At 68.6% G+C, this 11,671-nt stretch carries 10 protein-coding genes; 3 read left to right on the top strand and 7 right to left on the bottom strand.

Features of this window, described 5'->3' with window-relative positions; genetic code table 11:
* Positions 1-22 precede the first annotated feature (22 nt).
* Positions 23-1,477 carry a metalloprotease TldD gene (gene tldD / locus DWG18_RS04155; RefSeq protein ID WP_115645679.1) on the top strand — a complete coding sequence of 485 codons (1,455 nt, stop codon included), beginning with the start codon at positions 23-25 and terminating at the stop codon, positions 1,475-1,477.
* 13 nt (positions 1,478-1,490) lie between these two features.
* On the opposite strand, the gene yjgA is transcribed toward tldD, so the two are convergent.
* Positions 1,491-2,069, bottom strand: a complete 579-nt coding sequence (yjgA, locus tag DWG18_RS04160; RefSeq protein ID WP_115648025.1) for a ribosome biogenesis factor YjgA — start codon at positions 2,067-2,069, stop codon at positions 1,491-1,493.
* A gap of 80 nt (positions 2,070-2,149) precedes the next feature.
* Between yjgA and pmbA the strand changes: the two genes are divergently transcribed.
* Together pmbA and DWG18_RS04170 are read left to right on the top strand one after the other, a co-directional pair.
* Positions 2,150-3,517 (top strand): metalloprotease PmbA, encoded by a 1,368-nt coding sequence (pmbA, locus tag DWG18_RS04165; protein WP_115645681.1) that lies wholly within the window; start codon positions 2,150-2,152, stop codon positions 3,515-3,517.
* A gap of 100 nt (positions 3,518-3,617) precedes the next feature.
* The gene (locus DWG18_RS04170) at positions 3,618-4,046 is read left to right on the top strand and encodes a DUF4870 domain-containing protein (protein ID WP_205289395.1); all 429 of its coding nucleotides are present in this window, start codon (positions 3,618-3,620) and stop codon (positions 4,044-4,046) included.
* Between the two features lie 72 nt (positions 4,047-4,118).
* Here DWG18_RS04170 and DWG18_RS04175 read toward each other — a convergent pair whose 3' ends face one another.
* From DWG18_RS04175 to DWG18_RS04200, 6 genes are all read right to left on the bottom strand, one after another.
* Complete coding sequence (locus DWG18_RS04175) at positions 4,119-4,997, bottom strand: farnesyl diphosphate synthase (protein WP_115645683.1); 879 nt, start codon at positions 4,995-4,997, stop codon at positions 4,119-4,121.
* Positions 4,990-5,253, bottom strand: coding sequence for an exodeoxyribonuclease VII small subunit (locus DWG18_RS04180; protein WP_115645685.1), 264 nt, complete (start codon positions 5,251-5,253; stop codon positions 4,990-4,992). Before DWG18_RS04180 ends, DWG18_RS04175 begins: the two co-directional genes overlap by 8 nt.
* An 82-nt stretch (positions 5,254-5,335) precedes the next feature.
* Positions 5,336-6,622 (bottom strand): tRNA lysidine(34) synthetase TilS, encoded by a 1,287-nt coding sequence (gene tilS, locus DWG18_RS04185; protein WP_115645687.1) that lies wholly within the window; start codon positions 6,620-6,622, stop codon positions 5,336-5,338.
* An 87-nt stretch (positions 6,623-6,709) separates the two neighbouring features.
* Positions 6,710-7,669, bottom strand: coding sequence for an acetyl-CoA carboxylase carboxyltransferase subunit alpha (locus tag DWG18_RS04190; RefSeq protein WP_115645689.1), 960 nt, complete (start codon positions 7,667-7,669; stop codon positions 6,710-6,712).
* Positions 7,670-7,752: 83 nt separating this feature from the next.
* Positions 7,753-11,271: a DNA polymerase III subunit alpha gene (gene dnaE, locus DWG18_RS04195; protein ID WP_115645691.1), complete on the bottom strand. Its 3,519-nt coding sequence runs from the start codon at positions 11,269-11,271 to the stop codon at positions 7,753-7,755.
* Between the two features lie 115 nt (positions 11,272-11,386).
* Positions 11,387-11,614, bottom strand: a complete 228-nt coding sequence (locus DWG18_RS04200) for a hypothetical protein (protein ID WP_162823694.1) — start codon at positions 11,612-11,614, stop codon at positions 11,387-11,389.
* Positions 11,615-11,671 lie beyond the last annotated feature (57 nt).

Below are 11,671 nucleotides of genomic sequence, written 5' to 3' on the forward strand. Positions count from 1 at the left end.
GTCCTCCACCAATGGAATTCCGATGACGACTTCGCTTTCGACCGCCGAATCCCGCCTGCTCGCGCCTGCCGGCCTCGATGTCGCGTCGCTGGATCGCGCGCTGGGTGCGCTGGTGGGGCCGGGTGTCGACTTCGGCGATCTGTATTTCCAGCACGCACGGCGCGAGAGCTGGACGGTGGAAGACGGCATCGTCAAGGACGGTGCGCATTCGATCGAGCAGGGCGTCGGTGTGCGCGCCATCAGCGGCGAGAAGACCGGCTTCGCGTATTCGGACGAGATCGACGGGCGTGCATTGCTCGAAGCCTCGACGTCCGCGCGTGCGATCGCCAAGGGCAGCGTCGTCGGCACTGAGCTCGCGAAGGATCGTCCGCTGGTGCGCGGCAGTGGTCGCGAGCTGTACGCCGCGTTCGATCCGATCGATGCGCTGGCGAACGAGGAGAAGGTCGAGTCGCTGCGCCGTATCGACCGCCTGCTGCGCGCCGCGGATCCGCGCGTGAAGCAGGTGACGGTGAGCCTGTCCGGCGGCGTCGACACCGTGCTGGTCGCGCGCAGCGACGGCCTGCTTTCCGCCGATGTGCGTCCGCTGGTTCGGCTCAACGTGCAGGTCATCGTCGAGCAGAACGGACGACGCGAGCAGGGCTACGCGGGTGGCGGTGGTCGCTACGGCTATGCGGAGCTGCTCGGCGGAGGTCGCCCTGAACATCTCGCGCGCGAAGCGCTGCGCCAGGCGCTGGTGAACCTCGATGCGGTGGATGCGCCGGCCGGCGTGATGCCCGTCGTGCTCGGCAGCGGCTGGCCCGGCGTGCTGCTGCACGAGGCCGTCGGTCATGGTCTGGAAGGCGACTTCAATCGCAAGGGTACGTCGACGTACGCGGGCCGCATCGGCCAGCGCGTGGCGTCACCCGGCGTCACGATCGTGGATGACGGCACGCTGCCGGGACGTCGCGGCTCGCTCAACATCGACGACGAAGGCACACCGACCAACTGCACGACGCTGATCGAGGACGGCGTGCTCGTCGGCTACATGCAGGACACGCTCAACGCGCGCCTGATGGGCATGGCGCCGACGGGAAATGGGCGTCGCGAATCGTTCGCGCACCTCGTCATGCCGCGCATGACGAACACCTACATGCTCGCCGGCCCGCACGATCCGCAGGAGATGATCCGGTCGGTGAAGAAGGGCCTGTATGCGGTGAATTTCGGCGGCGGGCAGGTCGACATCACGTCGGGCAAGTACGTGTTCTCGGCGACCGAGGCCTACCTGATCGAGGACGGCCAGATCACCGCGCCGGTGAAGGGCGCGATGCTGATCGGCAACGGGCCCGAGACGATGCAGAAGGTGCGCATGATCGGAAATGATCTTGCGCTCGACGAAGGCGTCGGGGTCTGCGGCAAGGACGGACAGAGCGTGCCGGTCGGCGTCGGCCAGCCGTCGCTGCTGATCGAAGGTCTGACGGTCGGCGGGACGAAGGCCTGAGCCTTCGCGTGGATCAGTCGTCCGTGTCGTCGATCTCGATCGGGTCGACGCCGTCGTCGTCCGCGCCTTCGTGCGTACCGAGGATCACGGCGCGCAGCTCGCGGAACAGCTCACGGAACGCGCGCGGCGGCTTGTTGCGGTTGCGCTCCTCGACTGCGTTGCGCACGAGCTGGCGCAGACGCTGGCGATCGGCGTCCGGATGCAGGTCGAGCAGTTCGGCGAGCGCGGCATCGCCGCCGTCGAGCAGCTTCGTACGCCACGCTTCGACGCGATGCATCGCCGCGACTTCCGCGCGCGAGCTTTCGCTCTTTTCGTCGAGCGCATCGCGCATGGCCTGCAGCTCGCTGTCGTCGAGCTTGCGCATCTGCTTGGCGAGGAACGCCAGCTGTCGCTTGCGCGCGATGTTGGAGGTGATGCGGCGCGTATCCAGAATGTGCGGCGTGATCGATTCCGGCACCGGCACGCGCGCGAGCTGCGCGTCGGTCAGGCCGGCGAGCGTCTCCGCGAGATCGAGCACGCCCAGCGCCTCGCGCCGCTGCTCACTGCGGGAGGGGCTGTGGAATTCACCGGTTTCTTCGTCGCGACCGCGCATCGTCATAATCCTGCGCGACGGGCGACGCCACGCGTTGAGCCGTCCGCAGGCCTGCGGACATGGGATGAAAGGATAAGACATTGAACGCGACGACCTCTTCGCCGGCCCTCCACGACGACAGCATCGAGCGCCTCGAGGCGCTCGACGGCCTGTCGCAGCGGCTGCTCGACCTGGCACGTGAGCGCGGCGTCACCCAGGCCGAGGTGAGCTGCTCGGAGGAGGCCGGCCTGAGCGTCAACGTGCGCATGGGCGAGGTGGAGACGGTCGAATCCACGCGCGATCGCGGTATCGCGGTCACCGTCTACTTCGGCCGTCGCAAGGGCAGCGCGAGCACCGCCGACCTGCGCGAGGAGAGCCTGATCGCGACGGTCGACCAGGCCTGCGCGATCGCGAAGTACACCGAGGACGATCCGGCGGCCGGCCTTGCGGACGCCGAGCTGATGGCGCGCGAAACCCCCGAGTTCGATGCCTGGCATCCGTGGGCGATCGACGCCGACCGCGCCATCGACCTCGCGCTGGCCTGCGAGCAGGCGGGGCGCGATGCCGACGCGCGCGTGGAGAACTCCGACGGCGCGTCGCTCAGCACGGGGCGCAGTCTTTCGGTGTACGCGAACAGTCACGGCTTCGTAGGCCGCGAGCGCGGCACGCAGCATTCGCTGGGATGCGCGCTCATCGCCGGTCGCGGCGATGCGATGCAACGCGATGGCTGGTACACGTTCGGTCTTGCGTCGGACGATCTCGAGTCGCCGGTCGCGGTGGGCCGTCGCGCCGCCGAGCGCGCGGTGTCGCGACTGTCGCCCAAGCAGCTGCGCACCGGCGAATACACCGTGATGTTCGCATCGGAAATGGCGCGCTCGCTGGTCGGCCATCTGCTGTCGGCGGTGTCGGGTGGCGCGCTGTATCGCGGCGCGAGTTTCCTCGTCGACAGCCAGGGCACGCAGCTGTTCCCCGACTGGTTCTCGATCCACGAACGGCCGTTCCTGCGTCGCGGCCTGCGTTCGTCCGCCTACGACGCCGAAGGCGTGGCAACGCGCGAATCCCCGCTGGTCGAGAACGGCGTGCTGCAGCGTTACGTGCTCGGCAGCTACTCGGCGCGAAAGCTCGGCTTGCAGACCACGGCGAACGCGGGCGGCGTGCACAACCTCGATGTCGCCGCGAACGCCGGTGATTTCGACGCGGTGCTCGCCGGCATGGGACGCGGCCTGCTGGTCACCGAGCTCATGGGCCACGGCGCGAACGCGACGACCGGCGATTACTCGCGCGGCGCCGCAGGCTTCTGGGTCGAGGACGGCCGCATCCAGTACCCGGTGGACGGCATCACTGTCGCGGGCAACCTGCGCGAGATGTTCCAGCGCATCGAGGCGGTGGGGACCGACGTCGACCCGCGTTCGCACATCCGCATGGGATCGCTGGTGCTCGGCCGCATGACCGTCGCCGGCGAGAGCTGATGGCGACCGCTGATCGGGCAAATGGCGATCGATGGTTGACCGTCATGCACGCTTGGACTGAAAGTCGGTGTCTACACGACCTTCACGCAGGAGCGAACCGATGAGCGAATTCGACCAGAACCCCGGCGGCGCGACACCTCCGCCGTACTCGCAGCCCACGCCGCCGCCGCATTCGGGCTCGACGGGCGCTGATTCCGCCGAAGAGCGCAACTGGGCGATGCTGGGCCACCTGTCCTCGTTGTCCGGCCTGATCGTGCCGTTCGGCAACGTGCTCGGTCCGCTGGTGGTGTGGCAGATCAAGAAGGACACCATGCCTTTCGCCGCCGAGCAGGCGAAGGAAGCGGTCAACTTCAACATCACCGCCGCGCTGGCCGCGATCGTCGCGTCCGTCTGCATGATCGTGCTGATCGGCTTCCTGCTTCTGCCGATCGTGGTGATCGCTTGGCTGGTGCTGACGGTGATGGCCGGCATGGCGGCGAGCCGTGGCGAGAACTACCGCTATCCGTTCACGCTGCGCCTGATCAACTGATTCCGCTGCGGTGATGCGAAAACGCCGGCTTCGTGCCGGCGTTTTTGTTTGGTGCGATCGGTCGTCGCGCGCTCAGTGCGCGCGTTCCACGGCAAGACGTGCGAGCGAGCGCAACGGCGCTGCCGCGTCACCGAACGCATCCAGCGCACCCGACATCGACGCCGTCAGGTCCGCGAGCCGTAGACGCGACGCATCGAGACCCAGCAGCGTGGGGAACGTCGCCTTGTCCTGCGCGAGGTCCTTGCCGGCGGTCTTGCCGAGCTGCGCCGTATCGGCTTCGACGTCGAGGATGTCGTCGCGCACCTGGAAGGCGAGGCCGAGCGCGTCGGCGAAGGCGTCGAGATGGGCGCGGGCTTCGGCATCGGCGCGACCGCTGATCGCACCCATGCGCACGGCGGCGCGGATCAGCGCGCCGGTCTTCATCGCATGCAGCCGTTCGAGCGCGGCCACGTCGACGTCCGCGCTGCGGCCGGTGGCGTCGAGATCCAGCGCCTGGCCGCCACACATGCCAACGGCGCCGGACGCGCCGGCAAGTTCGCGAACCAGCGCGATGGCGATGTCCGCATCGGCGCGCGCGTGGGCGAGCGCGTCGAACGCCAGCGACTGCAGCGCGTCCCCGGCGAGCACGGCGGTGGCTTCGTCGAAGGCGACGTGCACCGTCGGCTGGCCGCGACGCAGCGCGTCGTCGTCCATCGATGGCAGATCGTCGTGCACGAGCGAATACGCGTGGATCAGTTCGACCGCCACCGCCGAGGCGAGCAGCGCGTCCTCGTCGGCGTCGAACAGCGCACCCGTCGCGAGCACCAGCAGCGGGCGCATGCGCTTGCCGCCGAGCAGCACGGCATGGCGCATGGCGTCGCGCAGGCGCGGCGGGGCGTCGGGGAGGTCGAGCGCCTGGTCCAGCGCGGCGTCGATGCGCCTGCGCCAGGCGTCCAGGCGGGCGTCATGCATCGGGCGCGGCGGCGTCCGGATACGGCTGGGCCGTCGACGGATCCTGCGGGTCGGTGAGCAGGCGCACGCGCATCTCGGCTTCTTCGAGCGCGGTCTGGCAGCGCCGGTACAGGCCCACGCCTTGCTCGTACGCGGCCAACGACTCGTCGAGCGAGAGGTCGCCCTGTTCCATCTTCTCGACCAGCTGTTCGAGCGCGTCGAGCGAGCGCTCGAAATCGGCGACGGGGGAGGGTTCGGTGGCTTCTTTGCGCGGCATGGGGGAAGTGTGGCGGCGGGCGCGGGGCAGGGTCAATGCGACGGAAGTGTTGCCTCAGCCACGTCGCATGCGGGTGACGCGCTCAGGCGGGGACTGTCCACACGACGCGGGAGCCACGCGCGTCGAGCAGGCGAGCCAGCGCATCGCCGACGACGCGGTCGCCCGCGGCCCAGACCGTGTCGTCCACGACCAGCAGTGGCAGCTGCTCGCGGATCCACGGTGCGATGCCTGCGTCGCGCAGCGCGTCCTTCAGGGCGTGGTGGTGCGTGCGACCGGCCAGGCGAATGCGTTCGCCGCCGCGGCGTGCGCGGACGCGGGCGTTCGCAGGCAGCTCGACCGGCGGGTCGAGCGCGAGCCGGCCGCCATTCGGCAGCACGAGCGGCACGAGTCCGTCCCACGTGACGTCGAACGTCGCGTCGAGCGGCGCAACGAGCCGCGAGGCGCGCAGGCGATCGCGCCACGCGCGAGCCGTGGCGCCGTGCCAATCGAAACGCGCCTGCGCGTCGTCGCGCGCATCGAGCAGATCACGCGTGATGCGTTCGACACCGTTTGCAGGCAACGGTGGGAGGCCGAGCCCCGCGATCCAGCGACGCAGCACGCGTGCGCGCGCGTCGGGCGAGAGTGCGCGCAACGCGGGAATCGATAAGGTGTCCGTCGAGTCGAGTGTGCAGGCCGCCAGCGATGCCACGTCGTCGCCCTGCAGCTGCGACGAGGCTTGCGCCGCGAGTGCGGCGGAGCGCGCCAGCGCGGCATCGACAGATGGCCAACGCTGGCGGAGGAGCGGCATCACCTGCTCACGCAGGAAAACGCGGTCGAGCGACGCGTCGCCGTTGCTGGGATCGGCAAGCCACTTCAAACCGTGCGCGTTCGCATAGGTCCGCAGCGTTTCGCGCGACACCGCGAGCCACGGGCGCCACACGACGCCTCGCGCAAGCGGACGCAGCGGGCTCATCGCCGCGAGGCCATCGACACCGGATGCACGCAACGCGCGCAGCAGGAACGTTTCGGCCTGGTCGTCGCGGTGGTGCGCGAGGGCAAGATGCTCGCCGGCGCGAAGATGGCCGGCGAATGCGGCATACCGCGCTTCGCGCGCGGCGCCTTCGCGTCCGAGTCCGGACGCGCGCACGTCGACTTGCACGACGTCGACCTCGACGCCGCACTGCGCACCGACGGCAATGCAGTGCGCGGCCCAGTCGTCCGCATCGGCCTGCATGCCGTGGTGCACGTGCAGTGCGCGCAGGCCACGCGTGCGAATGCGTGCGTCTGTCGCGAGCGCATGGAGCAGCGCCGTGGAATCGAGTCCACCGCTGAATCCCACGCACACCGGTGCGTCGACGATGGGATCGAAAGGCGGTGCGGCACGGGTCATGCCGGAATGCTGCCACGCGTCTTGCAAAGGACGAAGCCCGACACGATGGAGAGCGGCGATGTCGGTCGACGCGTGTCGACCCTGCGATTACGCGGCTTCGTACGCGCCGTAACCGCGCAGGCGCTGGTAACGACGCTCGAGCAAGGTATCGGCGGGAAGGCCTGACAGCGCATCGAGCTCGTTGATCAGCACCGTCTTCAGGCGCTTGGCCATCTGGCGCGGATTGCGGTGCGCGCCGCCCGTGGGTTCGCGCACCACCTTGTCCACCAGACCCAGCGACTTCAGGCGCGACGCGGTGAGGCCCAGCTGTTCGGCGGCGTCCTTGGCCTTGTCGGCCGACTTCCAGAGGATCGACGCGCAGCCTTCCGGCGAGATCACCGAGTAGGTGCTGTATTCGAGCATCAGCGTGCGATCGCCGACGCCGATCGCGAGCGCGCCACCGGAGCCGCCTTCGCCGATCACCGTGCAGACGATCGGGATCTTCAGCTCCGCCATTTCCATCAGGTTGCGCGCGATCGCTTCCGACTGGCCGCGCTCTTCCGCGCCGACGCCCGGGTACGCGCCCGGCGTGTCGATGAAGGTGAGCAGCGGAAGGCCGAAGCGCTCGGCCATCTTCATCAGGCGCAGCGCCTTGCGGTAGCCCTCGGGACGCGGCATGCCGAAGTTGCGGCGGATCTTGGACTTGGTGTCGCGGCCCTTCTGGTGGCCGATGATCATCACGCTGCGGCCGTCGATCCGACCGAGGCCGCCGACGATGGCGGCGTCGTCCGAGAACGCGCGGTCGCCGTGCAGCTCCTGGAACTCGTCGCACATGGCCTCGATGTAGTCGAGGGTGTACGGGCGCTGCGGATGGCGGGCGAGTTGCGAGACCTGCCAGGGCGAGAGGTCACGGAAAATCTGCGCGGTGCGCTTGCGCGCCTTGTCCTGCAGGGCCCGGATTTCGGCGTCGGCGTTGACCGCATTGCCGTCGCTCGCCTGCCGCAGTTCGGCGATCTTCGCTTCAAGATCGGCGATGGGCTGCTCGAAATCGAGGTAGTTCGGGTTCATGCGGGACCGGCGGGGTGAAAGGCGGGCAGTGTAGCGGGTGAGGGCGGAAACCTGCCCACCGGGACCGTATGGTCGGAGCGGCGCTAGTGCGCCCAGGGCTTCGAGAGCGAGGCTTTCACCGTGACGACGCCGGGTGTCGCCCGCAACGCCTCCATGAGGTCGGGGCTCAGGCGCACGCCCTGCGCGCCGTCGAGGTCCACCATGCCGTGCGTGCCGTCCAGCAGCAGGTGCAGGCGCAGCGGCGTGGGGCCCGGGCGGTGCGCGGCCAGCACCGCTTCGACACGCGCCATCGTGCCCGGCTGGCGCAAGTCGAGGCGCACCGACAGACGCTGCGCATGGCGTCCGCAGACCTGCGCGAAATCCCAGCAGCGTTGCGCCTTGAGCGCGAAGCCCCCGGAGAAAGCATCCTCGCGCAGGCCGCCCTGCACGACGAGCAGCTTGTCGCGCCCGATCAGCGACGCATGTTCGGCGTAGGTCTCGGCGAAGAACGCGCATTCCAGGCGACCCTTGCCGTCCTCGATCTGCACGAAGACCTGCGAGTCGCCCTTCTTGCGGAAGCCGACGACGAGGCCCGCGACGGTCGTCTCCATTTCCGGACGCCAGCCGCCGCGACCGCTGTCGGGGCGCCCCGCCCAGATGCGTTCGAGATCGCCGAGGTCGAAGCCGATCAGCGCGTGCACGTCCTCGCGGTGCGGATCGAACGGATGGCCGCTGAGGTAGTGGCCGAGCGTCTCGCGCTCGTGTTCGAGCAGCTTGCCGACCGGCCACTCGTCGCATTCGGGCAGGTCGAGATGCAGCGCGGGCGCGGCGGTATCGAAACCGCCGAACAGCGAGACCTGTCCCGCGGCGGTTTCTTTCGCCAGCTGGTCGGTGGCGCGCAGCACCTCGGGAATCTGGAGGAACAGGCTCGCGCGGTTCTTGCCGATCGCATCGAGCGCGCCGGCCTGCGCCATCGCTTCGAGCGCGCGGCGATTGAGCTTGCCGTCGTCGGCACGCTGGCAGAGGTCGAGCAGATCGGTGAACGGACCGGCGCGGCGTGCTTCGACGATCGCTTCGCAGACGCCGCGTCCCACGCCTTTCACCGCACCGAGGCCGTAGCGGATCGTGTCCGGCGTGCGTGCTTCGAACATGTAGGCCGATTCGTTGACGTCCGGCGGCAGCACCGTCATCCCGATGGCGCGTGCCTCGTCGAGGAAGCCCGTCACCTTGTCGGTGTTGTCCATGTCCGACGACAGCACCGCGGCCATGAACTCGGCCGGGTAGTGCGCCTTCAGCCATGCCGTCTGGTACGACACCAGCGCATACGCGGCGGCGTGCGACTTGTTGAAACCGTAGCCCGCGAACTTCTCGAGCAAGTCGAAGATCGGCCCGGACACACGCGGTTCGATGCCGTGGTGTTCCTTCGCACCGGCTTCGAACTTGACGCGTTCCTTCGCCATCTCCTCGGGCTTCTTCTTGCCCATCGCGCGACGCAGCAGGTCCGCGCCGCCCAGCGAATAGCCGCCCAGGATCTGCGCGGTCTGCATGACCTGCTCCTGGTAGACGACGACGCCGTACGTGGGCGCGAGCACCGGTTCGAGCAGCGGATGCGGGAAGACCACGTCCTGGCGTCCGTGCTTTCGCTCGATGAAATCCGGGATCAGGTCCATCGGGCCCGGGCGGTACAGCGACACGAGTGCGATGAGGTCGTCGAAGCGGTCGGGCTGCGCGCGCTTGAGCAACTCGCGCATGCCGCGCGATTCGAACTGGAACACCGCGACGGTATCGCCGCGCGCGAACACCTCGTACGCCTTCGCGTCGTCGAGCGGCAGCGTGGTGATGTCCAGCGGTTCGCCGCCTTCCTTCGCGCGCCGCTTGTTGATCGCCTTCACCGCCCAATCGATGATCGTGAGCGTGCGCAGGCCGAGGAAGTCGAACTTCACCAGGCCGACGGCTTCGACGTCGTCCTTGTCGAACTGCGTGACCGGATTGCGGCCGCGGCCGCCTTCGTCGTGTTCGGCGAACAGCGGGCAGAAGTCGCTCAACGGCGACGGTGCGATCACCACGCCGCCGGCGTGTTTGCCGGCGTTGCGCGTCAGGTCCTCGAGCGAGAGCGCGAGATCCATCAGGTCGCGCACGTCGTCTTCGGCGCGGTAACGCGTGATCAGTTCCTGCGACGCGAGCTCGGGATCCTTCTTCGATGCATCCGACTGACCGAGGGCGTCTTCGAGACCGATGCCGAGCGTGTTTGGAATCAGCTTCGCGATGCCGTCGACCATGCCGTACGGATGGCCGAGCACGCGGCCGCAGTCGCGCACTGCCGCCTTCGCCGCCATCGTGCCGTACGTGATGATCTGCGAGACGCGGTCGCGGCCGTACTTGCGCGCGACGTAGTCGATGACTTCGTCACGGCGATCCATGCAGAAGTCGATGTCGAAGTCGGGCATCGACACGCGTTCGGGATTGAGGAACCGCTCGAACAGCAGGTCGTAGGGCAGGGGATCGAGATCGGTGATGCCGAGCGCCCACGCAACCAGCGAACCCGCACCGGAACCACGACCCGGACCGACGGGAATGCCCTGCTGCTTACCCCAATTGATGAAGTCCGCAACGATCAGGAAGTAGCCGGGAAACCCCATCTTGATGATGACGTCGAGCTCGGTCTCCAGACGCGACGTGTACTCGTTCGTGGTGCGGCCGTCCGACGGCGGCACCTTCTCGAGACGCTTGGCCAGACCGTCGCGCGCGGTGTTGCGCAGCCACGACTCGATGGTGTGTTCGCTCGGCACCGGAAACGCGGGGAGCGCGTATTCGCCGAGCTTCATCTCGACGTTGCAGCGCATGGCCAGCGCATGCGCATTCGCGATCGCGTCGGGCACGTCGGCGAAGAGATCGTCCATCTCCTCGCCGGAGCGCAGGAACTGCTGCGGACTGTAGTCGCGCGGACGCTTGGGATCGTCGAGCACGCGGCCGGTCGCGATGCAGACGCGCGCCTCGTGCGCTTCGTAGCCGGCTTCGTCGACGAAGCGGACGTCGTTGGTCGCGATGACCGGAATCTCGCGCAGCGACGACGCATGCAGCGCGAACGCGTTGAACGCATCCTCGCCCTTGCGGCCGGTGCGCGTGAGTTCGAGATGCAGCCGGTCGCCCAGCACGTCCTTCCAGTCGACCAGCCAGGCTTCGGCAAGATCGTGGCGGCCGCCGCCAGCGAGCTGCGCGGCCAGGCTGTCGCGACCCGCGATCGCGAACAGGCTGCCGTTGTCCTCGCGCAGCCAGTCCGGACGCATGGCGACGCCATCGGCGCGATGGCCTTCCATCCACATGCGCGTGAGCAGGCGCGACAGCGTGAGGTAGCCCTGGCGGTCGCGGCAGAGCAGCGTCATGCGCGAGGGGGACTCGTTGCCGTCGGCGAGCGCGACGTCGGCGCCGATGATGGGCTTGATGCCCGCCGCTTCCGCCGCCTTGTAGAACTTCACGGCGGCGAAGACGTTGTTGATGTCGGTGATCGCCACCGCCGGTTGGCCCAACGCCACGCATCGCTTGATCAACTCGCCGATACGGATCGTCGAGTCGGCGAGCGAGTATTCGCTGTGGAGATGGAGGTGAACGAAGCGGGACGTCATGCAGTCGGGCGGCCGGCCGCGCAGCGGCGGATTTGCAGCCTAACAGCCGCCCGTCTCAGGGTCAGGACTTGACACCGCCGGCGCGGGCGCGAAGTGCGCCGCGCGCCACGGTCGTTCAGCAGATATGGAAGACATCGGCGGGGGAGTCGGTGTAGTGGGACTCGCGCACCCGGCGGCACTGTGCTTCGAACGCGGCGGCCTCGGGATCGTCCGACGGCACGAGCGCGCCACGGCGGGCGGCGTCGAGCGCTTCGGCACACTGCAGGCGGCGCGCGATGGCGTCCGGGTCGGCCGACGGCGCGGACACGTGAAACGCATGAGAGAGGGCGGACAGGACGTTCATGCTGGTTCTCCATTCGCACCTGACGAGCGGTGCGTGTGCAGAGTCCCCCAAGGCGCG

It is taken from the genome of Lysobacter sp. TY2-98, assembly GCF_003367355.1.
Lineage (GTDB): Bacteria > Pseudomonadota > Gammaproteobacteria > Xanthomonadales > Xanthomonadaceae > Cognatilysobacter.

What these genes read in the sequence shown, in the direction of transcription:
- tldD (WP_115645679.1), top strand. Translation starts at nt 23, where the DNA reads ATGACGACTTCGCTTTCGACCGCCGAATCCCGCCTGCTCGCGCCTGCC.
- yjgA (WP_115648025.1), bottom strand. Translation starts at nt 2,069, where the DNA reads ATGCGCGGTCGCGACGAAGAAACCGGTGAATTCCACAGCCCCTCCCGC.
- DWG18_RS04170 (WP_205289395.1), top strand. Translation starts at nt 3,618, where the DNA reads ATGAGCGAATTCGACCAGAACCCCGGCGGCGCGACACCTCCGCCGTAC.
- DWG18_RS04175 (WP_115645683.1), bottom strand. Translation starts at nt 4,997, where the DNA reads ATGCATGACGCCCGCCTGGACGCCTGGCGCAGGCGCATCGACGCCGCG.
- DWG18_RS04180 (WP_115645685.1), bottom strand. Translation starts at nt 5,253, where the DNA reads ATGCCGCGCAAAGAAGCCACCGAACCCTCCCCCGTCGCCGATTTCGAG.
- tilS (WP_115645687.1), bottom strand. Translation starts at nt 6,622, where the DNA reads ATGACCCGTGCCGCACCGCCTTTCGATCCCATCGTCGACGCACCGGTG.
- DWG18_RS04190 (WP_115645689.1), bottom strand. Translation starts at nt 7,669, where the DNA reads ATGAACCCGAACTACCTCGATTTCGAGCAGCCCATCGCCGATCTTGAA.
- dnaE (WP_115645691.1), bottom strand. Translation starts at nt 11,271, where the DNA reads ATGACGTCCCGCTTCGTTCACCTCCATCTCCACAGCGAATACTCGCTC.
- DWG18_RS04200 (WP_162823694.1), bottom strand. Translation starts at nt 11,614, where the DNA reads ATGAACGTCCTGTCCGCCCTCTCTCATGCGTTTCACGTGTCCGCGCCG.